A 24,601-nucleotide genomic window follows, 5' to 3' on the forward strand; every position below is an offset into this window, starting at 1 on the left:
CAACACCCTGCGACAGGCCCCGATGGGGCGGATGGAGGATCCATATGCCTGAACGCATGCAGCAGCAGGAGGCCGTCAGGCCCATCCGCATAGCACTTCTGGGGGCTGGGACCGTGGGCTCCCAGACCGCCCGCCTCCTGGTGGAGCAGAGCCAGGACCTGGCCAGCCGAGTGGGCCGTCCCCTGCAGCTGGTGGGCATCGCCGTCCTCCATCCTGACAAGGTCAAGGCTGATTGGATCGATCCGTCCCTGCTGACCACAGACTCAGCCGACCTGGTCACCCGGGCGGACATCGTCATCGAGCTGATCGGCGGCATCGAGCCGGCCCGCACCCTGCTGCTCAAGGCCATCGAGTCCGGCGCCAGCGTGGTCACCGCCAACAAGGCCCTCCTGGCCCAGCACGGCCCTGAGCTCTACCGGGCTGCCGAAAAGCAGGGCGTCGACATCTACTTCGAGGCGGCCGTGGGCGGGGCCATCCCCATCGTGCGGCCCCTGCGCGAGTCCCTGGTGGGCGACGGCATCACCAGCCTGGTGGGCATCGTCAATGGGACCACCAACTACATTCTGGATGAGATGACCACCAAGGGTCTGCAATTCGACCAGGCTCTGCGCGACGCCCAGGCCAAGGGCTTCGCTGAGGCGGACCCCACCGCCGATGTGGACGGGCTGGATGCAGCCGCCAAGGCCGCCATCATGGCCACGCTGGCCTTCCACACTGATGTGCGCATGGATGATGTGCCCGTGGAGGGCATCCGCACCATCACCGCCGACGATATAGCGGCCGCACAGACCGAGCACCGGGTCATCAAGCTTCTGGCCGTGGCTGAGCGCGGCGAACAGGGCATCTCCGCCCGGGTCTACCCGGCGTTGATCTCCGACAGCCACCCCCTGGCCTCGGTCCATGGCAGCTTCAACGCCGTCTTCGTCACCGCCAAGGCCGCCGACGACCTCATGTTCTACGGCCGGGGTGCCGGCGGGGCGCCCACAGCATCAGCCGTTCTGGGGGACGTGGTCACCGAGGCCCGCCACATCGTCCAGCATGGCATGGGTCCGGGGATCCCCATGTACGCCAACATCCCCATGGCCCCTCTGGATTCATCCCGCGCCGCCTTTGCCGTCCGTTTCCTCATTCACGACAAGCCTGGCGTGCTGGCGGCCATCGCCCAGGTCTTTTCCGAGGCGGGCATCTCCATCAACGGAGTCAACCAGGACATCAAGCCCACCCTGCATGACCCGGGCTACAGCGGCGAGATCCAGCAGCTGCGCGTGGTCACCCACCTGTGCGACGAGGTGACCCTGCGGCAGGTGGTTGAGCGGATCTCCACCTTCGACTCGGTCACCGGGCAGGCCTCCATCCTGCGCGTCTTCGATCGGCAGGCCCAATGATGGCCGTTGCTGCAGAGGGTCCGTCTACTGTGCGGGTGTGCGTGCCGGCCACCAGCGCCAACCTGGGTTCAGGTTTTGATGCGGTCGGCCTGGCGCTGGACTACCATGACGAGATCGTCTTCACCCGTTCCGTGGACCCGGGCGACACCACCGCCTATGTGGTCATCAAGGGCGAGGGGGAGCGGACCCTGCCCCGAGACGAGACCCATCTGGTCGTCTCTACTTTCAGGCGGGCCTGCCAGGTCTTCGGACTGCCAAGGTTCGGCTTCATCATGCGCGCGGTCAACCGAATCCCCCAGGCCAGGGGGTTGGGATCCAGCGCCGAGGCCATCGTGGCTGGTATCGCGGCGGCTGCGGCCTTCGCCCACACTGGCCCACTGCGCCGTGATGCCGTCTTCGCGCTGGCAGCCCAGATCGAGGGGCATCCCGACAACGTGGCGCCTGCCGTCTACGGGGGGCTGACCGTCTCCTATGATCTGGCCACTGGCGAGGGGGTGGGTTCCCTGCCCATAGCCGGGGGCGCGCCCTTGGAGGGCGGCTACCACACCCTGCGTTACCAGGTGGATCCGGCCATCAAAGCCACGGTTTTCGTTCCCGGAGCCCATCTGTCTACGCAGAAGGCCCGACAGGCCCTGCCCAACCGGGTGCCTTACGCGGATGCCGTTCACAACCTGTCAAGGGCGGCCCTGATTCCTGGTGCTCTGAACCCAAGATCCCTGGATGACCTGGAGACAGAGGCAGCCGAGCAGTCTGCCAGAGCCAACGCCCTGCTCTTCGTAGCCACCCAGGACCGGCTCCATCAGCCATACCGGGCCGGGCTCATGCCCTCCTCAACCAAGCTCCTGCAGCTCCTGCGCAGTCGGGGCTACGCGGCGGCCGTCTCTGGAGCCGGTCCCTGCATCATCGTCCTGCATTACGGTGATGCCGAAAATGAGCTGCGGACCCTTGCCAAGGACTATCTGGATTCCGGCCGCTGGCGGATCCTGCCCTTGGACGTGGACTGCCGGGGGGTCCAGGTGGAACGGGACCAGGAAGGCAATCGTGAACACTGAAGACAGGCATACCCCGCTCATTCTGGCATCATCCTCCCCCTCCCGGCGGCGGCTCCTGGTCCAGGCGGGCATCGACCCCATCATCCGACCCTCAAAGGTGGATGAGCCGGCCGTCCTGGCTGAACAGGCCCGTAAACTAGGCCGCCACCTGGAGGACCTGGATGCGCGCGAGCGGGTCGCTATCTTGGCTGAGGCCAAGGCTTCGGCTGTCCAAGCGACCATGGATGCCGTCAAGGATGCCGAACGGCGCTCGCGGGGCGACCTGGTCACGTTCAGGCCTCTGAGCCAGGGTGATCCGGATGCATCCTCCAGGGATTCCATGAGCCAGGTCATCGGAGCCTGGGGCGGGATGCTCGGATCCGGGCGTGGGCCCCTCCTGCTGGGGTGCGACTCGCTGTTCAGCGTGGACGGGGCCGTCATGGGCAAGCCTCACCAGCCGGAGCGTGCTCTGGAGCGGTTGATGGCCATGCGCGGCCGAACAGGCACCCTGGTCACCGGTCACTGTCTGATCGATCTGGCCACCGGCCGACGGGTTCGAGCGGTCAGCAGCGCCCAGGTGACCTTCGGAGACTATGACCGGGCCTCCATGCAGGCCTATGTGGCCACCGGCGAACCCTTGGAGGTGGCCGGATCCTTCACCTTGGAAGGATTGGGCAGCGCCTTCATCCAGGGCATCCAGGGCGATCCCAGCGGAGTGATGGGATTGAGCATGCCCGCCCTGCGCGCCCTGGCCCAGGAGCTGGGCGTCTCCTGGCCTGACCTATGGGCCGGACGAGTCATGCCCGAGCGGCGGCAGACCGCCGGATCGACGCATGGGCCTGAAGGACTGGTCGCCCCAGTGGAGAACGTCCACCAGCCTGGCGACGGGTGGGTGGACTGCGCCTGCGGCAAGCGGCACTGGGGGCTCAACGGGGCTGCCGGCGTCTTGCTGGCCCGGCGCGATGCCCGCACGGGCGCGCCGATCAGCGTGCTTCTGCAACACCGGGCCCGCTGGAGCGCCGAGGGCGGCACCTGGGGTGTGCCGGGCGGCGCCATCTCGGACGGGGAGAACCCCCTGGAGGGCGGCCTGCGCGAAAGCTATGAGGAGGCCAACATCCGTCCGGAGGACATCCAGGTGGTGGGCTCCTACCTGGAGGACCACGGCCCCTGGGGCTATACGACCATCCTGGCCTTCGAGCGCCCCGGCCACCAGGTCGAGCCCCGCATGAATGACGATGAGAGCATTGCCCTGGAATGGGTGGATCTGGACAAGGTCGCGGACCTGCCCCTGCTGAAGGCCTTCGGCCAGGACTGGCCGCACTTCCTGCAACGCTTAAAAGCTCTGGCTGCCGAAGGCTGAACAGAAGGCCTGGTCCGGCGCGTCAGCTCAGGAGCAGAGCGACCAGGGCGATGATCACGGGCGAGCTGATCGTGCTCAGCAGGATGCCGTCCCTGGCGAAGGTGGTTCCCACCTCGTAGCGGGCCGCGTAGTTGTAGACGTTCTGACCGGTGGGCAGGGCCGCCAGAACCACGCACCCGTACAGCTCCACTCCGCTGAAGCCCATCATGAACCGGGCCAGCAGGTAGGCGATTATGGGCATGACCAGATTCTTCAGGATCACCGCGCAGAGGGTGGCACGACGGTCGGTGCCCCGGCCCATGGGCCGCGAACCCCGCAGGGACATGCCGAAGGCCATGAGGATCATGGGCACGGCCGACTGCCCGATCATGTCGATGGGCTTGTAGACGAAGTCGGGGATGATGAAATGGCCGGCCCGGGCGCTGATGGCCGAAATCACTATGCCGCCTATGGAGCCGATCAGGATGGGCTGCTTCAGGGGCTGTTTGAGGATGGTCTTGATCGAGAGCTTGCCAGAGGTGGTCGCGTCCAGAACGGTTAATCCAATAGGGGTGAACAGGGCCTGTTGCATGACCAGGATGGGTGCCACCAGTGTGGGATTGCCCAGAATATAAGTGGCTACAGGCAGCCCGATGTTGTTGGAGTTCAAATACAGGGAGTCCAGAGCGCCGATGGTGGCTTCGGCGGCCGGCAGGTGAAAGCTGGCCGCGTTCAGGGCCACGAAGAGCAGACCCACGGCCGCCGCCGACAGGAAGGCCACGATGATGCTGGGGTGGAAGATGACCGACAGCTTCTGCTTGGAGAGGATGGCGAACATCAGGCAGGGCGTCGAGACAAAGAAGGAGTACTTGTTGAGCACCAGCTGGGCCGTTGGACCGCCTACATGGAAGCGGGCGGCCACATACCCCACGGCGATGACCACGCCGATGATGAAGAACCCCTCCATGGCACTGAGCAGTCCAGGCACTCCGGCATCCTCCTCGTCTCGCATGGTGGACGGCGGCCTCCCAGGCGGAGTGCCACCGCTTCTGTCGTCCCCATTGTGCCACCCGGGCCTCATGCTTGCGGCTGCAAGTCCACCTGCGATTCCCAGCCCGCTAGCATGGCACTATGGCCAAGAACACACAGACCGATATTGATCTTCTCGCCGGCGTACAGGGGGCTGAACCTGCCCGGGCCCTGGCAAGGATACTGGAGTCCATGACCGCCCTGAACTCGGTCAGCGGCCAGGAGCGCACCCTGGCTGATGCCGTCCAGCGGGCCCTGTCGTCAAGGGCTGACCTCTTGGTTCGACGGCTGGGCGACACGGTCGTGGCCTCCACCCAGCTGGGCCGTCCCCACCGCATCGTCCTTGCCGGTCATCTGGACACTGTCCCCGTGGATGGGAACCTGCCCCCGCGCTGGCTGGAGCCCGGCGACCCGGCCATCCGCGCCGACCTGGCTGCCGCCCACCCCGGATCCCGGGTGCTGCATGGCCGGGGCGCCGCCGACATGAAGGCTTCAGATGCCGTCTTCCTTCACCTGGCGCTCACCCTGCAGGAGCCGGTCTATGACCTGACCTTTGTCTTCTACGACCATGAGGAGGTCCAGGCCGATCTGAACGGGCTGGGCCGGGTGGTGGCTGCCCATCCTGACTGGGTGCGAGGGGATTTCGCCATCATCGGCGAGCCCACCGACTGTGCCATCGAGGCCGGCTGCAACGGAACCATGCGCTTCGACCTGATCACCCACGGGACGACGGCCCATTCCGCCCGGGCCTGGATGGGCAGCAACGCCATCCACGCTGCCGCACCCATTCTGAACCGGCTGGAGCAGTACCGTCCGGCCACGGTGAAGGTGGATGGCCTGGACTATCGGGAAGGGCTCAACGCCACCATGATCGAGGGCGGCCTGGGCACCAACGTCATCCCCGACCGTTGCCGGGTGCACGTCAATTACCGGTTCGCCCCCGACAAGAGCCTGTCCCAGGCCAAGGAGCTGATGATGGGCCAGGGGACGGGCGCCGAGCTCGGCAATGGCGAGCATGTGGCCCTGGGCGGAGTCTTCCAGGGATTTTCGGTGCGCATGTGCGACGAATCGCCCGCGGCCCGTCCTGGTCTGGACTCGCCTTGGGCGCGTTCGCTGGCGGACCTGGTCGCCCGGACCACGGGTCAGCAGCCTCGCGCCAAACTGGGATGGACCGATGTGGCGCGGTTTTCAGCCCTTGGCCTACCGGCTGTCAATTTGGGGGCGGGGGACCCCCTGCTGGCCCACAAGGCCGACGAACAGGTGCCCCTGGATGACCTGGTTCGGTTGGAAGCCATACTGGTCGAGTGGCTCAATGGACCTGATGGCCGCTGATCTGTGACATACTAGAGGACGGTGGTTCTGCCTGACCACTTGCAGCGTAGGCGTTGATCCCCCCGGACGGAGACCCAGTGATCCGTGCGGGCGTCGGTGTCCGCCTGCGTCAGGAAGACTTTTTGCCAAGGCGTTTCGATCGGGCGCACGCAGGTGCGCGGCTGCAGTGAGAGTGCAGCGTGAGGACGGATCGGAACCGTGAGAGCGGCGCGAGGCGGCGTGCCGCAAGGAGCATTGTGCCCGAAAAAACGAATACTGAGGATACCCAGGATAATAGGTCCGCCACCAGGGATGGGCAGGAACGGCAGGTCGAGCAGACCGCTGGCTCCGGCACCCGTCGCCGTGCTGGACGGCGCGTGGTCAGAGTGGCCGGCGCCGCCGGCGCCGACGTGCCCGTGAAGGTCGAGGCCGAGAAGCGCAAGGCCTCTCGCAAGGCCAAGGAGGAGGACGACGAGTCCAAGCCCTCCGCCACCCGTCGCCGTCGCACCCGCAAGCCCAAGGAGGATCAGTCGGTCGATCAGGACGTCCAGGTGGATGAGAGCGAGTCCAAGCCGACCAGGACGACCACTCGTCGTCGCACCCGCACTGCTGCCCGCCGACGCGATGAGGAGCATGCCCAGGAGGGTGAACCTGATCAGGAGCGTCAGGAGCGTGCCATTGAGGCTGTGGAGGCACTGACCTCGGGCCGCAGCCAGAGGGCAGGCCGGAAGGCCGAGGAGCAGGATGAGCGCCCGCGCGCCTCCCGTCCCCGTCCTATGACATCCCTGCTCTTCCAGGAGCCCGTCATACCCGCCTCCCGGCCCGAGCATGATGGGCGCGAAGAACGGGATGATGAGGACGAGGATGCCGAGCAGTCGCCCAAGACCTCTCGCCGCAGCAGGTCCAGGAACACTTCGGAGGGCGGTTCACGCCGTTCCCGCAGGCTCAACGCCGAGGAGCGCAGGGCCGCCGACGAGGTGGAGCGCATCGAGGAGGATCTGGACCATGAGGGTATCACCTTCGTGGTCGACGAGGACCAGGAGCAGGACGAGGAGCCGCAGGAGTCCGGCACCCGCACCCGTCGTCGCCGCCGTGCCAAGGGCGACGAGGAGGACGCTGAGAAGTCCGTTTCCACCCGTCGTCGCCATCGCGGGCACGAGCAGGAGAAGGACAAGGATGATGAGGACGAGGCCCCGCTGACCCGTCGTCGCCGTCGTCGCAGGGGTGCTAAGTCCGCTGAGGGCGAGCCGGAGGTGTCCGGCACCCGCCGTTCCCGCAAGCAGCAGTATATTGACGAAATCACTGACGTGGAGGGCTCCACCCGCCTGGAGGCCAAAAAGCAGCGTCGACGGGACAACCGCCGCGAGCGCTCCCGTCAGTCCCAGCTGGTCGAGCAGGACTTCCTGGCCCGCCGTGAAAACGTCAACCGTCTGATGGTGGTGCGCGAGAAGGAGCACCACACCCAGATCTCGGTCATCGAGGACGACATCCTGGTCGAGCACTATGTCTCCGACATCCAGGAGGTCTCCACTGTCGGCAACATCTACCTGGGCCGGGTCCAGAACGTCCTGCCCAGCATGGAGGCCGCCTTCGTGGACATAGGCCAGGCCCGCAACGGCGTGCTCTATGCCGGCGAGGTCAACTGGGACTCCACCCGCCTGGAGGGCCAGCCCCGCCGGATCGAGCTGGCCTTCAAGTCCGGCGACCCCGTGCTGGTCCAGGTCACCAAGGATCCCATCGGCCACAAGGGCGCCCGGCTGACCTCGCAGGTCACGCTGGCCGGCCGCTTCCTGGTCCTGGTGCCCTCGGGCGGCATGACCGGCGTCAGCCGCAAGCTGCCCGACCGCGAGCGTTCCCGCCTCAAGAGCATCGTCTCCAGGGTGGCTCCCAAGGACATGGGCGTCATCATCCGCACCGCGGCCGAGGGGGCCAGCGAGGAGGCCCTGACCAAGGATCTGGAGAACCTGCAGCGTCAGTGGAGCAAGATCGAGGACAAGCGCAAGGAGTTCCTGCACGGCAAGCGCCCCAAGCTCCTGCAGGGCGAGCCGGACGTGGCCATCCGCGTGGTCCGCGACATCTTCAACGATGATTTCGCCAAGCTGGTGGTCCAGGGGGAAGGGGTCTACGAGCGGGTCCGCAACTACCTGGAGACCATGGCCCCCGACCTGGAGGAGAAGCTTGAGCACTGGGACCCTGCCGAGCACCAGGGCAAGGATGTCTTCGACCGCTGGAGCATCGACAGCCAGCTGCGCAAGGGCATGGAGCGTCAGGTCTACCTGCCTTCCGGCGGCTCCCTGGTCATCGACCGCACCGAGGCCATGACCACCATCGATGTGAACACGGGCCGCTTCATCGGCAAGGGCAAGTCCCTGGAGGAGACGGTGACCCGCTGCAACCTGGAGGCTTCCGAGGAGATCGCCCGGCAGCTGCGCCTGCGCGACATCGGCGGCATGATCATGATCGACTATGTGGATATGGTCATGCCGGCCAACCGCGACCTGGTCCTGCGCCGCCTGGTGGAGTGCCTGGCCCGGGACCGCACCAAGCATCAGGTGGCCGAGGTCACCTCCCTGGGGCTGGTCCAGATGACCCGCAAGCGGGTGGGCCAGGGGCTGGTCGAGGCCTTCTCCGAGGAGTGCCCCACCTGCCACGGCCGAGGCTTCATCCTCCACGACAAGCCGACCATCTCCGCCTCCTATGCCGACCCCTATGCGGTCAAGGGCGGCGACCCCTTCGTCAAGACCAACAAGCATGGTCATGGCTCCTCTGCCAAGGAGACCCTGTCCACCGGCTCGACGCCTGCAGTCAAGGCCAAGCTGGCCAGGATCGCTGCGGCGGCCCAGGCGGCGTCGGACGAGGACGACGCCCAGGCTGAGACGGCGGATGTCGCCAAGGAGTCATAAACTGAATTTCGTTTTGTCGGCGGGGCAGGCACATTTGACGACGCGGTGTGTTTGCTTCTATACTGGTTAGCTGGTGTCTGGACGGGTTCGTCAATTGCATGGCAGGACTCGGATGCCGGGCGCATACAGCTTTGGACAACAGGCAAGGTAGGGCTATGTACGCGATTGTGAAGGCCGGAGGCCATCAGGAGAAGGTCGAGGTCGGTGACCAGATCACGGTCAACCGTCTGGCTGCCAGAAAGGGCGAGTCGGTCGAGTTTCCGGTCGCGCTGGTCGTCGACGGATCCAAGGTGACCATGGCCGCCAAGGATCTGGCCAAGATCTCCGTCAAGGGCGAGGTCGTGGACGACGAGGCCAAGGGCCCCAAGATCAACATCCAGAAGTTCAAGAACAAGACCGGCGTGGCGCGCCGCAAGGGTCACCGCCAGAAGCAGACCGTGGTCAAGATCACGGCCATCGCCTGAGGGCCTAGGTCGAGGTAGGAAAGGAACCAGACATGGCACATAAGAAGGGCGCGTCCAGCTCACGCAACGGGCGCGATTCGAATGCACAGTACCTGGGCGTCAAGAAGTTCGGCGGCGAGGCCGTAGTGGCCGGCAACATCATCGTTCGCCAGCGTGGCACCAAGTTCCATCCCGGCCAGAACGTCGGCCTGGGCAAGGACCACACCCTCTTCGCCCTGACGGACGGAACCGTTCGGTTCGCCAACCGGCGCGACCGCAAGGTCGTTGACGTGCTTACCGCCTGATTGCTCTTTATCGGCATCGGCCAAAGGCCATCCCTGTCATGGGGGTGGCCTTTTGCATATGTATGAAGATGCCGGGCATTCAGCTCTCAGGGGCCGCATGTCAGGCCGGATTGAGTACCATGGGCCCCTATGAGCGCATTTGTGGATCAGGTCACCGTCCATGTCAAGGGTGGCGACGGCGGCAATGGGGCGTCCTCCATCCGCCGCGAGAAGTACAAGCCCCTGGCCGGGCCCGATGGGGGCGACGGCGGCCAGGGCGGCTCGGTCATTCTTCAGGCCGACGCCAACGCCACCAGCCTGCTGGACTACCGCTTTCTGCCGCACCGCCAGGCCGAGTCGGGCACCATGGGTCTGGGCGGCGACAAGGACGGCAGCCGTGGCCAGGATCTGATTCTGCCGGTGCCGGTGGGTACCGTGGTCTTCACCGCCAAGGGAGGCCAAGGCGAGCGCAAGCAGCCGGGCGAGCGCCTGGCTGACCTGGCCCATGCGGGGGACCGGTTCGTGGCGGCCCAGGGCGGCGTGGGCGGACTGGGCAACCGCTCCCTGGCCACCAAGGCCAGGCGGGCTCCCGGCTTCGCCCTGCTGGGGGATCCGGGGCAGGAGCGTGACCTGGTGCTGGAGCTCAAATCCATCGCCGACGTGGCCTTGGTGGGTTTCCCCAGCGCAGGCAAGTCCAGCCTGGTAGCAGCCATGAGCGCGGCCAGGCCCAAGATCGCCGACTATCCATTCACCACCCTGGTGCCCAACCTGGGCGTGGTCCAGGCAGGGGAGAGCCGCTTCACTATGGCCGACGTGCCAGGGCTGATCCCGGGAGCCTCCCAGGGCAAGGGCCTAGGGCTGGAGTTTCTGCGGCACATCGAGCGCACCGAGATCATCGCCCACGTCATCGATTGCGCCACTCTGGAGCCTGATCGGGATCCCATGAGCGACTATCGGGCCCTGGAGGAGGAGCTGTCCCGCTACGCCGACCGCCTGGAGCTTCCGCTGGGGGTCATCCCCATGGCGGAGCGGCCCAGGGTGATCATCCTCAACAAGGCCGATCTGCCGGAGGCACGCGAACTGGCCGAATTCGTCCGTCCCGACTTCGAAGCCCTGGGCCTCAAGGTCTTCATAGTCTCCACAGCCTCGCATCAGGGGCTCAAGGAACTGGGCTACTACCTGGCCGGTCTGGTGGATCGTCTGCGCAGGCAGCTGCGTGAGCAGCAGGAGGCCAGGCAGGAGGAGCGCGTGGTCATCCGCCCCCTGGAGCGGCGGCGCAGGAGCGGCGACCAGTCTGGGGACTTCACCCTTGAGCGGCATCAGACCCGATCCGGACAGACCTGGTTCAGGGTCTGCGGTGCCAAGCCCGAGCGCTGGGTTCGCCAAACCAACTTCGACAACGAGGAGGCCGTGGGCTATCTGGCCGACTGCCTGGCCCGGATGGGTGTGGAGGATGCCCTGCGCAAGGCCGGAGCCAGACCTGGGGACGAGGTTCGCATCGGTCCTGGCGACGATGCGGTGGCTTTCGACTGGGACCCGAGCGTGGCGGCCGGTGCCGAAATGCTGGATGGCACCCCCCAGGTGGCCCGGGGCCGCGACCTGCGGCTGGAGGAGAGCCAGGGGCTCAACCGCCGCCGCACCAACAGCGAACGCCGCCGCCAGTACCATCAGATGATGGACGCCAGGCAGGCGGTGCGTCAGGTCATGGAGCAGGAACGGCGCCAGGGTCACTGGGCCGATCCCTCCGTGGATGACGATCCCCACGACAGGCAGGGCCTGCTGGGGCGCGGGGATACGGATACCGCCAGTTCGGAAGAGGCCGGGCAATGACCGACGGGGAGGAATCCGACGAGGCCGCGGTCCGTTCCCGGGTGGCCCAGGCCCGCACCATGGTGGTCAAGGTAGGTTCCAGCTCCCTGACCGATCCCCACGGGCACCTGGACCTTGGCCGCCTGCGTTCGTTGGTAGGCGCCCTGGCCTCGGCTGCTGTGAATGGCGCCCGCCTGGTTCTGGTTACCTCCGGGGCCATCGCGGCCGGCTTCGGCACCCTGGGGTTTGACCAACGCCCTGACGACGTGGCCACCCAGCAGGCCACGGCCTCAGTGGGCCAGGGTCTGCTCCTGGCCCAGTATGAGACTGCCTTCGCCCGTTATGGCCTGCGTGTGGGCCAGATTCTGATCACCGCCCGCGACACCACCCATGCCGTCCAGTACCGCAACGCCCGACGCACGCTCTGCCGTCTGCTGGATCTGGGGGTCATCCCCATCGTCAATGAGAACGATGCCCTGGCCAGCAACGAGATCCGCTTCGGCGACAACGACCACCTTTCGGCCCTGATCGCCAACATCGTCAGCGCCGACGCGCTGGTCCTGCTGACTGACGTGGATGCCCTCTACACCGAGCCCCCCTCCAGGCCAGGGGCCCGCAGAATCGGCTTTGTGCCCGATGTGGCGGCCATCATGGATCAGGTGGATGCCCAGGGGTCCGTCTCCGGTCTGGGGACCGGGGGCATGTCCACCAAACTGGAGGCGGCGCGGATTGCTGCGGCCTCCGGCATGCCTGTGGTGCTGACCCGCGCCGATCTTGCAGGCCCTGCCCTGGCTGGCGACCGGGTGGGCACCCTCTTCGCCCCCATCCGTCCGCGGGGCTCCTCGCATCGGCTCTGGATCAAGTTCGCCTCCCGTCCCCGGGGCGGCTATCTGGTGGATCAGGGGGCTGTCAAAGCTTTGCGCGGCGGTCGGGCCAGCCTGCTGGCGGCTGGTGCCAGGTCGGTCCAGGGCGAGTTCTCTGCCGGGGATCCGGTCTGGATCCACGATGAGTCTGGACGCCAGGTGGCCAAGGGCTTGTCCGGCTACGATTCCGAGGAGGCCCAGGACATGCTGGGCCTCAACACCAAGGAGCTCCGCCGCCTACTGGGCGCCCACTATGCCCACCCGCTGGTGCATCGGGACTCTCTGGTACTGGTCTGAGCACAGCCCTGGGGGTGCTGGGCGGTAGCATGGCAGCATGACTATGGCGCAATGGCAGACCCTGAGCAGACGCATAGACGCAGTGGCCCCCAGTGCCACTCTGGCCGTGGATTCAAAAGCCAAGGCCATGAAGGCCCAGGGCATGAATGTGATCAGCTTCGGTGCCGGCGAACCCAACTTTCCCACGCCTGACCACATCGTGCAGGCGGCGGCCCGCGCCTGTCTGGACCCGCGCAACCACCGCTATACGCCCACGGCTGGTCTGCCCCAGCTGAAGCAGGCCATCGCCGACAAGACCCTGCGCGATTCGGGCTATCGAATCGACCCGGATCAGGTGGTGGTCACCAACGGCGGCAAGCAGGCCGTCTATGAGACCTTCCAGATCCTGCTGAACCCCGGCGATGAGGTCATCATTCCTGCCCCTTACTGGACCAGCTATCCCCAGATGGTTCTGCTGGCTGGCGGCCATCCGGTACCGGTGCTCAGCGGAGCCGACCAGGGCTATATCCCCAGCCTGGAGCAGCTGGAGACGGCCCGAACCGAGCGCACCCGTGCCATCATCCTCAACCTGCCCGCCAACCCAACCGGGGCGATCTGGGACGCCGGCCTGGTGGCTGCCGTGGATCGCTGGGCCATCGAACACCAGATCTGGGTGATCAGCGACGAAATCTATGAGCACCTGACCTACCAGGGGGCGCATACCCCCTATCCGGGCGCTCTGGTGCCCCAGGTGCGCGATCAGCTGATCGTGGTCAACGGCGTGGCCAAAACCTATGCCATGACAGGCTGGCGGGTGGGCTGGCTGGTCGCTCCCCTGCCGGTGGCCCAGGCGGCTGCCAAGCTTCAGGGGCACATGACCTCCAACGTGGCCAACGTCTCCCAGCAGGCGGCCCTGGCTGCCCTGACCGGCGGTCTGGAGGACGTGGAAGCCATGCGGTCGGCCTTTGCCCTGCGTCGACAGGCCATTGTGGATGCCCTGAACGCCATGGAGGGGGTGACCTGTCCTGAACCCTTGGGCGCTTTCTATGCCTTTGCTGACGTGACCGGTCTGCTGAATCGTCCAGTGGGTCCACAAGGAACGATCTGCGCTACCTCGGGCGAGCTGGCCGAGGTCATTCTGGAGCAGATCCAGGTAGCGGCCGTACCAGGCGAGGCCTTCGGCGCGCCCGGCTGCCTGCGTTTCTCCTACGCGCTGGCTGACGAGGACCTGGCCGAGGGTATGAGGCGCCTTGCGCACTGGGTCGGTGCCTGATCCTGATCTTGGGCGAAATGCTGTTGGGGCAACACGGTTGGACGCAATCCGTCCTTTAGGCTAAACTCGAGATTTGGCGGTTTTTCCTCCCTGCCGAGTAGGCTGGTGGGAAGTTCCGATAGGGAAGTGGCGCAATTGGTAGCGCAACGGTCTCCAAAACCGTAGGTTGTGGGTTCGAGTCCCGCCTTCCCTGCCAAGGCTTGCAGCAGATGGTGCAGAACAAACGAAGGACGGATGACCATGGCACAGAAGGATGGGGCTGAGGAAGCCAGGCCGAACTTCTTCATGCGTATCGGGCTCTTCATCAAGCAGGTCATCGATGAGATCCGCAAGGTGGTGACTCCCACGGGCAAGGAGCTGGTGGGCTGGTCCGTGGCGGTTTTCATCTTCGTGCTGTTGCTGATGATCTTCGTAACCGTAATGGACTTCGGACTGGGCAAACTGGCCTTCCTGATATTCGGCTGAGCTGTGACAAGGTAGAAGGTGGAGTGATCCATGAGTGATGATCTGACCAGAGAGGGACTGGACCCCGATCAGGCCGCTGAGTCGGCCCCGTCGGCATCCGATGATGCCCCCACGCAGGAGGATGCCCAGGTCCAGGATCAGCAGCTCGGAACCTCTTCGGAGCAGGCCGAGCAGGACAGCACACCCGCCGAATCCGCCCAGGCCAAGGACACTCAGGACGATTCTTCCGATTCCGGCGACCAGCCCGACCAGGAGGATCCCGGTCAGCGTGCCGTGGACGAGTTCTCTAAGAAGCTGCGCACCCTCGAGGGCAAGTGGTATGTTCTGCACACCTACTCCGGCTACGAGAAGCGCGTCAAGGCCAACGTGGAGTCCCGCGTGGCCTCCTTCGGCTTGGAGGACAAGGTCTTCCAGGTGGAGATTCCCATGGAGGAGGTCGAGAAGCACACCGACAAGGGCAAGAAGGTCGTCACCCGTGTGCGTGTGCCTGGCTACGTGCTGATTCGCATGTGGCCCGACGAGAACGCCCGCCGCATCATCCGCGACACCGAGGGCGTCACCGGATTCGTCGGCCCCAACAAGGAGCCGGCCCCGCTGACCCGCAAGGAGGTCGTCCAGATGATGGCCCCCATGATCGCCTCCGAGGCCCTGAAGGCCGCTGGAGACAAGCCCGAGGCCGCCAAGAAGCGCACGGTGGAGGTCTCCTATGCCGTTGGCGATCAGGTCACCGTCACCGAAGGGCCTTTCGCCACCATGGCTGCCGTGGTCTCCGACGTGGAGCCCACCACCCAGAAGCTGACCGTTCTGGTCTCCATCTTCGGCAGGGACACCCCTGTGGAGCTGGGCTTCGACCAAGTCGAAAAGATCGCCTGAAAGCCTTCGGTCGGTCCTCGGTCAATGCGATAATCATGAAGCTTGTGCTCTCCTGTGGAGCGCATTTGGAAAGAACAGGTTGCGGGAGGGGATCCATGGTCTCCGACATCACCGCTTCGTAGAAAGAAGAACCAGCATATGGCTGCAAAGAAGAAAGTCACCGCGCTGATCAAGGTGCAGATAGAGGCCGGCAAGGCCAATCCTGCGCCCCCGCTGGGTCCCGCACTGGGCTCCCACGGCGTGAACATCATGGACTTCTGCAAGCAGTACAACGATGCCACCAAGGACAAGATGGGCCAGGTCATCCCCTGCATCATCACCGTCTACGAGGATCGTTCCTTCACCTTCATCACCAAGACTCCGCCGGCAGCCGACCTGTTGCGCAAGGCCGCCGGTGTCTCCAAGGGTGCCGGCAACCCGCTGACTACCAAGGTGGGATCCGTCACCAAGGCCCAGGTCCGCGAGATCGCCCAGACCAAGATGGAGGATCTGTCGGCCCGTGACGTCGAGGCCGGGATGAAGATCATCGAAGGCACCGCCCGTTCCATGGGCATCACCGTCACCGACTGAAATTTTTGTTGTGAGCGGTAGGGCATACGCTTGCCCGCACCGCGACTGCTGATAGGAGAAGCAGATGACCAAGCGTTCCAAGAAGTACCGCGAGGCGGCCGAGAAGGTCGATCGCACCAACCTGTACACCCCTGAGGAGGGCATCGCCCTGCTCAAGAGCATGCCCAAGCGCGGGTTTGACGAGACCGTAGAGGCCGTCTACCGTCTGAACGTGGATCCCCGCAAGGCCGACCAGCTGGTCCGCGGCACCGTCAGCCTGCCCAACGGCACCGGCAAGACCGTGCGCGTTCTGGTCTTCGCTCGTGGTCCCCAGGCGACTGCAGCCGCCGAGGCCGGAGCCGACGAGGTGGGCGACGACGAGCTGGTGACTAGGGTCGCCGGCGGCTACCTGGACTTCGATGCCGTGGTGGCTACCCCCGACATGATGGGCAAGGTCGGCCGTCTGGGCCGCGTGCTGGGTCCCCGTGGCCTCATGCCCAACCCCAAGACCGGCACCGTGACCATGGATGTGGCCAAGGCGGTCACCGAGATCAAGGCTGGACGTATCGAGTTCCGTGTGGATAAGAACGGCAACCTGAGCTTCCCCGTGGGCAAGGTCTCCTTTGAGCAGCAGGCTCTGGAGGAGAACTTCCACGCGGTCGATGAGGAGATCAAGCGCCTGAAGCCGGCCACGGTGAAGGGCCGCTACATCACCAAGGCCACCGTCACCACCACCATGGGCCCGGGCGTTCCCCTGGACATCGCGGTGCTCTGAGCCGGTTCTGCTGTAAGCTTCCAGGGCGGGAGACCTCCGGGTCCCCGCCCTTTTTATATCTTGGTCTGGCGGCAGTCGGTCGGGCAGCAGTCAGTCGGCGCGCGGATGCGATCTGCGGATTCTGCCGATGATCAGGGCCGCCTGGAGGACGAAGGATTCCCGTGGGTCCATGGCGTCCCAGCCGGTCACCTCCACACAGCGCCTGAGCCGGTAGCGCACGGTGTTGGGATGGATGCCCAGCTTCTTTGCGGTGAGCTCCAGCGAGTTGCCAGAGCGCAGGAAGGTGAGCAGGGTGATCGGCAGAGGCCCGTCCGGATCCTGCCCGGCCAGGCTCAGATAGACTTCCTGGTAAAGCTGGTCGGCAGCGTCTGTGTCCCCGTTGAGGGCTCGTTCGGGCAGCAGGTCGTCGGCGTGCAGTGGCCTGGGCAGGGCGGCGGTGATGGGGTCGGCCACTGCCGGGGCCGCCGCGTGCGTGCTCAGGGCGGCTCGGATGGAGGCTCCCGCACCGGAGATCCCATGGTTCAGGGGCCCCATGCAGACAGCTGACTCGTCGGCGAAGAAGCGCAGGATGGACGCGCAGAAGTCGGTCGGTGTGCCCGAGCGGTTGGGGTCGATCAGGACCACCATGAGCCCCTCGCTCTCGCCCACCAGAGCCCTGCCGCCTTGACGGGCCGCCGTGGTGTGTATGGGCTGGCGTGCGTTCTCCATGCCCTGTCCCTCATCGTTGCACCGGGCCTCGCCAGCGACGGCGAAGCAGTCGAATTCGGTCGGCCAGCCCAGCCGGGCCAAATCGTCAACAGTGCGTGTGTCCGCCGCTTTCTCAGTCACATGCCGGATGATCCTGGACTCCGTTGCGGCATTGCGCCCGTTCCTTGCCTCGGCCAGATCGGCGTAGAGAGCGGCTGCTGAGGTGGCGGCATGACAGGTGTAGACCAGCGTGGACCGCTCCCCCTCGGCACCCATGGTCCGGCCGGCCTCCTCAAGCATGTCCAGAATGAGTCGGGTCAGCTCCATGGCCCGGTGCGAGCCCAGGCTCCGGGAGAGCTCGGCTGGTACGGGGGAGGGGATTTCGCTGCCTTCTGTGCCTGGGGTGTCAAGTCGGGAGAGCAGGTCGTCCAGAGCTGTTCGTATGGCCCCCTCCAAGGTTCTGCGGCCATCGGCGGGCAGGGACCTGGCCCAGGGCAGCGCCTCCTCCAGATGGTCCAGTGTCTTCCGCAGAATCTGCTCCACGGCGGCATCGGAGGCGTCAGGTGCCTGGTGACCTTGCTGCGCTTCTGCAGGGTCGTCGTCCTGCGGCCTGGACCGCTTCGACTGGCCGATCATGTCGGCCGGTCCATCGGGTTTTCGACGCGGGCACGACGGCTCTGCCGGACCATGTCCAGGATCAGGAAGGGCACCACCATGTCCACCGGCAGCATGTGCCGTTCGAAGTTGTTGGCGGGGGCGGTGATCATGACCCCCATGATCAACAGGAGAGGGAACCAGCACAGGGCCCCGCGCCAGCGGCCGGCAGCCAGACGGGCCATGATCAGCAGCAGGGCGGCCACCACCCAGAAGTTGGCCCGTGCCACCAGGCCCAGCAGGGGGGTGTCGGCCCAGGTTCTGACGAATCCGGTCACCCCGTTGCGCCAGTTGTGGCACCAGGCCGCCAGCCAGGAGCCCGAATTCTGCACGTAGCCGTTGTTCAGATAGTAGGACATGGCCACGTAGGCAGGGTCGCCGGGGTCGAAGTAGCCGTAGGACTCGGCCATGAAGGCATCCAGGTAAATCACCGGGTTGCGCAGTCCCACCTGAAGCCAGGCTCGGTTCAGCCGGGACAACTGCTCGGGCGTGACGGTCCTCCAGCGATAGACGATCAGTTTGGGCTGGTTGCCCGAGGACTTGACCCGGTCGGCCTCCCAGGGGGTGTATTGGATGGCGGCATTATCCAGGTCCATGATGGGCTCAAGGTCGGCCCTTGCCTGGGCCGGAACCCCTCGGGGGTTGAGCTTGGCCACCCGGGCGATTTGCTGCAGCTGGATGCTGCGGCTCTCTACAGGGTCACCCTGGATGACTGTCCCTGTGGCCGTCAGGGCCCCGGTCACCCCTGTGAACAGGACCAGGGGCAGCAGGAGTCCTATTAGGATGGTGGCCCACTGGCGGCGGTGGATGATCAGGGCCAGGACCAGCTGGGCCAGAATGATGTAGAGGGCGTACTTGGCGCTGATCAGCATAATCAGGGTGCTCAAGGCGAGGCCGGGCCGCAACCGGGCCGCTTGGCTGGTATGGAGTGGCAAGTTCTTGCCTCCTGACTCCAGCTGGTGCCAGATGCCGAACCACCAGATGAAGGCGAAGGCGAAGAGGGGGGACTTGGTCAGGCTGAAGGTGCTGAAGACCACGAAGGGGGAGAAGAGGAAGAAGAGCATGACCAGGGTGCGGGCCAGGGCACCGACATGTTCAGTTTTGTCGCCGCGCAGGAAGCGATCGGCTGTGACGGCGCAGCAGAAGGCCGCGAAGACAACCTGCAGCCCTGCCAGAAGCACGATGCCCGCATCATAGGATCCGGTCAAATGGTTGGAGGCCATGATGGTCATTCCGTAGAACAAGGTCAGCACCATGTTGTGCTGGTCGGTCAGGAAGGCGGGGTGCCCTGGCCACAGGTAGTGGCCGATGGGATAGACGTCCATCTGGGTGAAGGCATTGCCGCCGTAGGGGGGCTGATCGCCCTGCAGCTGGGCCAGGAAGTTGGCGCATTCCTGGGCCTGCGCGTACAGGTCGGCCCCGTAGGCGGCCAGCAGGGTAAGGAAGGCCCAGGCCCAGCCCAGCAGGAGCAGACGCATGATGGGTCGCCAGCCGCTGGTTTGTCTGGTGATGAAGGCCGCGTAGGCACGCATCCACGGGCGCTGTGCCAGGGCGGTCAAGCGCTGTGGCATCCGGGGGGGTTCGCAACCCAGTGAAATCCGGCGGCAGGCCAGGACCAGGATCAGGCAGACGGCCAGGGTCCCCAGCATGATCAGCACCTGGGGCAGGCCCACCTGTGTCAGCGAACCCTGCTGACGGTAGAGGGGGCCCAGACCGGTGCAGCAGGCAATCCAGAGGCAGGCCAGCAGGGCCAGGACCAGGCCGACGGTCCGGGATGCACGGGAACCAGGCCTTCCGGTCTGTAAGGCTGACGTCTGTACAGGTTGCTCGCCCGTCTCTCTCGGTTGCGCCCTTCCGCTTTCTGCGTTCAAAAGAACCCCTTTCGCGGGTCATGCCTGGTGGACGGTTCCCCCATTTTATCCAGTGCTCGCCCGAGGATGCGCTCAGAGATGTCCAAGGATCTCCTGTGAAAAGATACAAAAACCGGCCGTCGCTTTTGTGGGTGGTCCGCTACCGGGGCTGACCCCTTGTGCCGTATAGTGGAACGCGTGCCTCACCAGAATATCAAGTGGCAGCCATCGGCATCGCTGGACAGTGGCGTACTCTCCTCGATCGTGGTGCTCGACACCGTCGATTCGACCAATACGCTCGTGGCTCATGCTCTGGAGGCCTCGACGTATTCGGATGCGCGCGACCGGGTCGAGCGGCTGTTTGGGGGCAGTGAATCGACAACGAGCACGGAGACCGTGAAGGGACTGGCCTCTGGCACAAGGGGAAAAGCCGAAGATACGCCTCGAAAAAATGCCTGTCAGGGTGTTTCTACGACTACAAGGTACGAGGGAAGAGTCGCAAGTAAAGGTATTCGGCGATGGCCGGGCGCCGGGGGGAGCACCATGCCGCTGAGCGTAGCGGTTGCCGATGCGCAGTCCCGGTGCCGCGGTCGTCTTGCCCGAACCTGGGTCAATCAGCCCCGACGTTCCTTGCTGGCCACTTGGGCCTTGCCGCTGCCCACCAGCCTGCTGGCTGGACCCTTTGGCGGATGGATGCCCATGGTGGCGGGGTTAGCCGCTCTGGAAGGCCTGCAGGACGTGCTTGGGTACCACCGTTGCCTGCTGGCTGACGGCGGCGACCCTGAAGAGGTCCTGATGCTCAAGTGGCCCAACGATCTGTTCTGCCGCGGGGCCAAGCTGGGAGGCATCCTCTGTGAGCTGGTCCGGGTGGATCAGGACTGGTCGGCCTTGGCTGTCGGCGTTGGCATCAACCTGTTCCTGCCTCGGCAGGCGTTGCCTATTGTGGAGTCCACCTCCCTGCAGCTCCACTACCAAGACCTGCCCGATTACCAGACCTTGCGCGACGATCTGGTCGACGCCATCAGCTGGCGCCTGAGCGGGGAGATGGCCCCCCTCGGCGTTGACGGGTCGCTGGACAGGTCCTTGAACGGGCCCCAGGGGCTGCGTTCGCGGATTGCCACGCTCAGCTGGACATTGGGCAGGCGGGTCAGGGTCGTTCCCGTGGCCGGTGAGCCCGTGGAAGGCCGTGCCCTGAAGATCAATCCGGACGCCTCCCTACGGGTGCAGTTGCCCGACGGCAGCCAAGTTGACGTGTCCACCGCCGACGTGGGAGTCCTGCCTGAAGTGGCCGCTGTGGGGGCCTAATCCCCAGCCTGTCCATGTTTTCCGCCAGTTCAATCACCCTTGTGCAACCAGTGAGGAGAGGGGAATGAAAAAACTGCTGATCGCCAACCGCGGCGAGATAGCCCTGCGGGTTGTGCGCACCGCCCAGGAGATGGGCATCGCCACTGTGGCCGTCTACGCCGACCAGGATCGGGATGCCCCCTATGCCCAGATGGCGGACGAGGCCTACCTCTTGCCTGGGGACACCAACATGGAGACCTATCTGAACGAGGATCTGATCGTCTCCATCGCCCGCCGGGCCGGCGTTGATGCCCTCCACCCGGGCTACGGCTTCCTGTCCGAGTTCTCCTCCTTCGCGCGGAAGGTGATTGAGGCGGGCATCACCTGGGTGGGGCCGGATCCGGAGGTCCTGGACGAGTTGGGTGACAAGATCACCGCCTGCAAGGTGGCCGAGCGGGCCCGGGTGCCCGTGGTGCCGGGCCTGAGCGAGCCCGTCACCGACATGCGTCCCCTGCTGGACTTCGCCGACGAGCATGGCTATCCGGTCATGATGAAGAAGGCTGACGGCGGCGGCGGCCGAGGGATCACCCTGATCAACGACAGCGATGAGCTGCGCACCTTCTACATGAACCATGATGCCCTTCAGGGCGGCGACCTGGGCGACTACTTCATCGAGAAGTTCGTGGACCGGGCCCGGCACGTGGAGACCCAATCCGGCAGGGACAGCCACGGCCAGTTCACCGTCTACTCCACCAGGGACTGCTCGGTCCAGCGACGCAACCAGAAGCTGGTGGAGGAGGCCCCGGCCCCCTTCCTGTCCGACGACGTGATCGCCCAGCTGGAGGGATTCTCCCGCCGCCTGTTCGACACGGTGGGCTACGTGGGCTTGGGCACATGCGAGTTTCTGGTCACACCCAGAGACGACGTCTACTTCATGGAGGTCAACCCCCGGCTGCAGGTGGAACATACGGTCAGCGAGCAGGTCTGCGGGCTGGACCTGGTCCGCGAGCAGCTGCGGATCGCTGACGGCGGCTCCCTGAACGTGGCGCCTCCGCCCCGCGGCCACAGCTTCGAGCTGCGCATCACCAGCGAGGATCCGGCCACCAACCTGACCCCCAGCTCAGGGACCATCGAGTCGATTCAGTGGCCCTCCGGCCCCGGCATCCGCGTGGATTCGGGCGTCGAGGTGGGCGACACGGTCTCACCTAGGGACGACTCCATGATGGGCAAGCTGATCGTGACCGCCCAGGACCGTCCGGCGGCTGTGGCCAGGGTTCGTCGGGCCCTGCGCGAGATGAGCATCAGCGGGGTTCCCACCCCGGCCGGCCTCTTCCAGAAGATCTTCACCAATCCTGAGTTCACTGCCGAGGATGGGCACTCCTTCGATGTGTCCACCAAGTGGCTGGAACGGGTCTACCTGAACGTGGAGCCTGCCTCCAACGGCAGCGGCCAGCCCGCCTCGGTCTCCAGCGCCTCCGCCCAGGAACAGGACCGGGACAGTAATCCCATGGAGACCTACAACGTGGAGATCGACGACAAGCGGGTCAAGCTTTCCCTGCCCCAGTCACTGCTGGGAGGCATGGGTGGAGTCGGCGGCCACGGCGGCATTTCCAGGCCCAGGCAGCCCCTGCGAGGGCGCGGGCTGCGAGATCAGGAGCCTTGCGCACCCCGGCAGGACGCAGCCCGGTCCGGCGTTATAGTGGCCACCATGCAGGCGGTGGTCACCCGCATCAACGTGGCCCCCGACCAGGAGGTGGACAAGGGCGACCTGCTGGTGGTGCTGGAGTCCATGAAGATGGAGAACTACGTCTATGCCCCGGCCAAGGGCCGCGTGAAGGCCATCGATGTGTCCGTGGCCCAGGGGGTGGATCCGGGCCAGACCCTGGTCACCCTGGATCTGGGAGGGGAGGATCAGGCATGAGCGCCACCGAATCCACCTTGGGCTCCCAGCCGGTGCGCCAGGGCATCCATCGGGCCGCCGCCCTGGCCAAACAGGCTGAGGAGCACGCCCGCGACCGTCAGCATGCCAGGGGCAAGCAGACTGCCCGGGAACGCCTGGACCTGCTCTTCGATAAGGACACCTTCGAGGAGGTGGGCCGCTTCGCCGGCGGTGACATCGCCGGGGATCGAGCGGGCTCTGCAGTCATCACCGGTTTCGGCCTGGTCTACGGGCGCAAGGTCGGCGTCTACGCTCAGGACTTCTCTGTTCAGGGCGGCACCCTGGGCCGGGCCGAGGGCGAGAAGATCTGCCGGCTCATGGATATGGCCCTGAGGATCAAGGTCCCCATCGTGGCCATGATCGACTCGGGAGGCGCCCGCATCCAGGAGGGTGTGGCCGCTCTGACCCAGTACGGCCACATCTTCCGCAAGACCTGCCAGGCCAGCGGATTCGTCCCGCAGATCTCCCTGATCCTGGGGCCCTGTGCCGGCGGTGCCGTCTACTGCCCGGCCCTGACCGATTTGATCATCATGACCAAGGAGAACTCGGACATGTTCGTCACCGGTCCCGACGTGGTCAAGGCTGCCACCGGCGAGACCATCAGCATGGACCAGCTGGGCGGAGGCTACGTGCACAACACCCGTTCCGGCGTGGCCCACTACCTGGGTGAGGACGAGGCCGACGCCATCGACTACGCCCGGACCGTGCTGGCCTACCTGCCTTCCAACAGCGCACAGGAGCCTCCCCGGTACGCCTTCATCTCCGGCCATGCCGAGCGCCAGGCCGCCAAACGTTTGGCCACGGTCATCCCTGAGAACGACCGGCAGCCCTACGATGTGCTGGACGTCATCCACGCCATCGTCGATTACGGCGAGCTGGTCCAGGTCCAGGAGCTCTACGCCAGGTCCGTCGTGGTGGGCTTCGCCTGCCTGGAGGGCCGGCCGGTGGGGATCGTGGCCAACCAGCCCATGGTGGACGCGGGCAGCCTGGATGCGGAATCCTCTGAGAAGCTGGCCCGTTTCGTCCGACTCTGCGACGCCTTCAACCTGCCGGTCATCACCCTGGTGGACACCCCTGGCTACAAGCCGGGCTCGGACCAGGAGCACGCCGGCATCATCCGTCGTGGGGCCAAGGTCATCTATTCCTACGCCAACGCCCAGGTGCCCATGGTCACCATTGTGCTACGCAAGGCCTTCGGCGGCTCCTACATCGTCATGGGCTCCAAGGCCATCGGCGCGGATCTCAACTACGCCTGGCCCTCCTCGCAGATCGCAGTGCTGGGAGCCCAGGGAGCGGTCAACATCATCCACCGGCGCGACCTGCAGGAGGCCAAGGAGGCCGGCCGGGACGTGGATGAGCTGCGCAGCCGGCTGGCCCAGGAGTACGAAACCAGCACCGTCAACGCCAACCTCTCCCTGGAGATGGGCGAGCTGGACGGCATGATCGACCCGGAGCAGACCAGACCGGTCCTGATCCAGGCCATGGACCTCCTGGCAGACAAGCAGCGCGTCAGGGTCAACGACAAGCACCACGGCAATCAGCCTCTGTGATCTTCCTCGTCATTATCAGCAATCCCCAA

20 protein-coding genes and 1 tRNA gene are annotated in these 24,601 nt (G+C 65.6%); 18 read left to right on the forward strand and 3 right to left on the reverse strand.

The genetic code is table 11. The annotated features are described in order from the left end of the window. Positions 1 to 44 precede the first annotated feature (44 nt). The 3 genes from J3U06_RS00975 to J3U06_RS00985 are packed head-to-tail and all read left to right on the forward strand — an operon-like array spanning position 45 to position 3,776. On the forward strand, positions 45 to 1,385 hold the full coding sequence (locus J3U06_RS00975; protein ID WP_267444050.1) for a homoserine dehydrogenase: 1,341 nt from the start codon (positions 45 to 47) through the stop codon (positions 1,383 to 1,385). Then, positions 1,385 to 2,437, forward strand: coding sequence for a homoserine kinase (gene thrB / locus J3U06_RS00980; protein ID WP_416378923.1), 1,053 nt, complete (start codon positions 1,385 to 1,387; stop codon positions 2,435 to 2,437). Before J3U06_RS00975 ends, thrB begins: the two co-directional genes overlap by 1 nt. Continuing rightward, positions 2,427 to 3,776, forward strand: a complete 1,350-nt coding sequence (locus J3U06_RS00985; RefSeq protein ID WP_267444052.1) for a Maf family nucleotide pyrophosphatase — start codon at positions 2,427 to 2,429, stop codon at positions 3,774 to 3,776. The genes thrB and J3U06_RS00985 overlap by 11 nt, the downstream gene beginning before the upstream one ends. 22 nt (positions 3,777 to 3,798) lie before the next feature. Here the strand turns inward: J3U06_RS00985 and J3U06_RS00990 are convergent, their stop codons facing one another. After that, positions 3,799 to 4,743, reverse strand: coding sequence for an AEC family transporter (locus J3U06_RS00990; RefSeq protein WP_267444436.1), 945 nt, complete (start codon positions 4,741 to 4,743; stop codon positions 3,799 to 3,801). A 143-nt stretch (positions 4,744 to 4,886) separates the two neighbouring features. On the opposite strand from J3U06_RS00990, the gene dapE reads away from it, so the two are divergent. The 12 genes from dapE to rplA all read left to right on the forward strand — a co-directional run bounded on the left by dapE (position 4,887) and on the right by rplA (position 16,608). Then, positions 4,887 to 6,116 carry a succinyl-diaminopimelate desuccinylase gene (dapE, locus tag J3U06_RS00995; protein ID WP_267444053.1) on the forward strand — a complete coding sequence of 410 codons (1,230 nt, stop codon included), beginning with the start codon at positions 4,887 to 4,889 and terminating at the stop codon, positions 6,114 to 6,116. 179 nt (positions 6,117 to 6,295) lie between these two features. Beyond that, positions 6,296 to 8,998, forward strand: coding sequence for an Rne/Rng family ribonuclease (locus tag J3U06_RS01000; protein ID WP_416378916.1), 2,703 nt, complete (start codon positions 6,296 to 6,298; stop codon positions 8,996 to 8,998). Positions 8,999 to 9,153: 155 nt separating this feature from the next. Next, complete coding sequence (gene rplU / locus J3U06_RS01005) at positions 9,154 to 9,462, forward strand: 50S ribosomal protein L21 (RefSeq protein WP_024626855.1); 309 nt, start codon at positions 9,154 to 9,156, stop codon at positions 9,460 to 9,462. Between the two features lie 32 nt (positions 9,463 to 9,494). Beyond that, on the forward strand, positions 9,495 to 9,746 hold the full coding sequence (gene rpmA, locus J3U06_RS01010; protein WP_015022457.1) for a 50S ribosomal protein L27: 252 nt from the start codon (positions 9,495 to 9,497) through the stop codon (positions 9,744 to 9,746). Positions 9,747 to 9,875: 129 nt separating this feature from the next. After that, positions 9,876 to 11,555 carry a GTPase ObgE gene (gene obgE, locus J3U06_RS01015; RefSeq protein WP_267444055.1) on the forward strand — a complete coding sequence of 560 codons (1,680 nt, stop codon included), beginning with the start codon at positions 9,876 to 9,878 and terminating at the stop codon, positions 11,553 to 11,555. After that, positions 11,552 to 12,694: a glutamate 5-kinase gene (proB, locus tag J3U06_RS01020; RefSeq protein ID WP_267444056.1), complete on the forward strand. Its 1,143-nt coding sequence runs from the start codon at positions 11,552 to 11,554 to the stop codon at positions 12,692 to 12,694. The genes obgE and proB overlap by 4 nt, the downstream gene beginning before the upstream one ends. Before the next feature lie 43 nt (positions 12,695 to 12,737). Then, positions 12,738 to 13,946, forward strand: a complete 1,209-nt coding sequence (locus J3U06_RS01025) for a pyridoxal phosphate-dependent aminotransferase (protein WP_267444437.1) — start codon at positions 12,738 to 12,740, stop codon at positions 13,944 to 13,946. A gap of 120 nt (positions 13,947 to 14,066) precedes the next feature. Continuing rightward, positions 14,067 to 14,142: transfer RNA gene (locus J3U06_RS01030), tRNA-Trp, on the forward strand. Positions 14,143 to 14,186: 44 nt separating this feature from the next. Continuing rightward, positions 14,187 to 14,411: a preprotein translocase subunit SecE gene (gene secE / locus J3U06_RS01035; RefSeq protein ID WP_024626851.1), complete on the forward strand. Its 225-nt coding sequence runs from the start codon at positions 14,187 to 14,189 to the stop codon at positions 14,409 to 14,411. A 30-nt stretch (positions 14,412 to 14,441) separates the two neighbouring features. After that, on the forward strand, positions 14,442 to 15,284 hold the full coding sequence (nusG, locus tag J3U06_RS01040; protein WP_267444057.1) for a transcription termination/antitermination protein NusG: 843 nt from the start codon (positions 14,442 to 14,444) through the stop codon (positions 15,282 to 15,284). 138 nt (positions 15,285 to 15,422) lie between these two features. Then, positions 15,423 to 15,854: a 50S ribosomal protein L11 gene (gene rplK, locus J3U06_RS01045; protein ID WP_015022451.1), complete on the forward strand. Its 432-nt coding sequence runs from the start codon at positions 15,423 to 15,425 to the stop codon at positions 15,852 to 15,854. Between the two features lie 64 nt (positions 15,855 to 15,918). Then, on the forward strand, positions 15,919 to 16,608 hold the full coding sequence (gene rplA / locus J3U06_RS01050) for a 50S ribosomal protein L1 (protein WP_029678147.1): 690 nt from the start codon (positions 15,919 to 15,921) through the stop codon (positions 16,606 to 16,608). A gap of 90 nt (positions 16,609 to 16,698) precedes the next feature. Here the strand turns inward: rplA and J3U06_RS01055 are convergent, their stop codons facing one another. Both J3U06_RS01055 and J3U06_RS01060 read right to left on the reverse strand, forming a co-directional pair. Continuing rightward, a complete protein-coding gene (locus tag J3U06_RS01055; RefSeq protein WP_267444058.1) occupies positions 16,699 to 17,931 on the reverse strand; it encodes a PucR family transcriptional regulator in 1,233 nt (410 codons plus the stop codon). Next, positions 17,928 to 19,820 carry a DUF6020 family protein gene (locus tag J3U06_RS01060; protein ID WP_267444059.1) on the reverse strand — a complete coding sequence of 631 codons (1,893 nt, stop codon included), beginning with the start codon at positions 19,818 to 19,820 and terminating at the stop codon, positions 17,928 to 17,930. Before J3U06_RS01060 ends, J3U06_RS01055 begins: the two co-directional genes overlap by 4 nt. Before the next feature lie 522 nt (positions 19,821 to 20,342). On the opposite strand from J3U06_RS01060, the gene J3U06_RS01065 reads away from it, so the two are divergent. The 3 genes from J3U06_RS01065 (at position 20,343) to J3U06_RS01075 (ending at position 24,572) form a co-directional block, all read left to right on the forward strand. After that, positions 20,343 to 21,104 carry a biotin--[acetyl-CoA-carboxylase] ligase gene (locus J3U06_RS01065; protein WP_267444060.1) on the forward strand — a complete coding sequence of 254 codons (762 nt, stop codon included), beginning with the start codon at positions 20,343 to 20,345 and terminating at the stop codon, positions 21,102 to 21,104. Positions 21,105 to 21,168: 64 nt separating this feature from the next. Further along, positions 21,169 to 23,004: an acetyl/propionyl/methylcrotonyl-CoA carboxylase subunit alpha gene (locus J3U06_RS01070; RefSeq protein ID WP_267444061.1), complete on the forward strand. Its 1,836-nt coding sequence runs from the start codon at positions 21,169 to 21,171 to the stop codon at positions 23,002 to 23,004. After that, positions 23,001 to 24,572: an acyl-CoA carboxylase subunit beta gene (locus J3U06_RS01075; protein WP_267444062.1), complete on the forward strand. Its 1,572-nt coding sequence runs from the start codon at positions 23,001 to 23,003 to the stop codon at positions 24,570 to 24,572. The genes J3U06_RS01070 and J3U06_RS01075 overlap by 4 nt, the downstream gene beginning before the upstream one ends. The last annotated feature ends 29 nt before the right edge of the window (positions 24,573 to 24,601 follow it).

It is taken from the genome of Bifidobacterium sp. B4142 (assembly GCF_026537325.1).
GTDB lineage: Bacteria > Actinomycetota > Actinomycetes > Actinomycetales > Bifidobacteriaceae > Bombiscardovia.

Coding starts and splice junctions, on each gene's coding strand:
- J3U06_RS01075 (WP_267444062.1), top strand. CDS start 23,001: ATGAGCGCCACCGAATCCACCTTGGGCTCCCAGCCGGTGCGCCAGGGC.
- nusG (WP_267444057.1), top strand. CDS start 14,442: ATGAGTGATGATCTGACCAGAGAGGGACTGGACCCCGATCAGGCCGCT.
- rpmA (WP_015022457.1), top strand. CDS start 9,495: ATGGCACATAAGAAGGGCGCGTCCAGCTCACGCAACGGGCGCGATTCG.
- thrB (WP_416378923.1), top strand. CDS start 1,385: ATGGCCGTTGCTGCAGAGGGTCCGTCTACTGTGCGGGTGTGCGTGCCG.
- J3U06_RS01055 (WP_267444058.1), bottom strand. CDS start 17,931: ATGATCGGCCAGTCGAAGCGGTCCAGGCCGCAGGACGACGACCCTGCA.
- rplA (WP_029678147.1), top strand. CDS start 15,919: ATGACCAAGCGTTCCAAGAAGTACCGCGAGGCGGCCGAGAAGGTCGAT.
- dapE (WP_267444053.1), top strand. CDS start 4,887: ATGGCCAAGAACACACAGACCGATATTGATCTTCTCGCCGGCGTACAG.
- rplU (WP_024626855.1), top strand. CDS start 9,154: ATGTACGCGATTGTGAAGGCCGGAGGCCATCAGGAGAAGGTCGAGGTC.
- secE (WP_024626851.1), top strand. CDS start 14,187: ATGGCACAGAAGGATGGGGCTGAGGAAGCCAGGCCGAACTTCTTCATG.
- obgE (WP_267444055.1), top strand. CDS start 9,876: ATGAGCGCATTTGTGGATCAGGTCACCGTCCATGTCAAGGGTGGCGAC.
- J3U06_RS01065 (WP_267444060.1), top strand. CDS start 20,343: ATGCCGCTGAGCGTAGCGGTTGCCGATGCGCAGTCCCGGTGCCGCGGT.
- J3U06_RS01025 (WP_267444437.1), top strand. CDS start 12,738: ATGGCGCAATGGCAGACCCTGAGCAGACGCATAGACGCAGTGGCCCCC.
- J3U06_RS01070 (WP_267444061.1), top strand. CDS start 21,169: ATGAAAAAACTGCTGATCGCCAACCGCGGCGAGATAGCCCTGCGGGTT.
- rplK (WP_015022451.1), top strand. CDS start 15,423: ATGGCTGCAAAGAAGAAAGTCACCGCGCTGATCAAGGTGCAGATAGAG.
- proB (WP_267444056.1), top strand. CDS start 11,552: ATGACCGACGGGGAGGAATCCGACGAGGCCGCGGTCCGTTCCCGGGTG.
- J3U06_RS00975 (WP_267444050.1), top strand. CDS start 45: ATGCCTGAACGCATGCAGCAGCAGGAGGCCGTCAGGCCCATCCGCATA.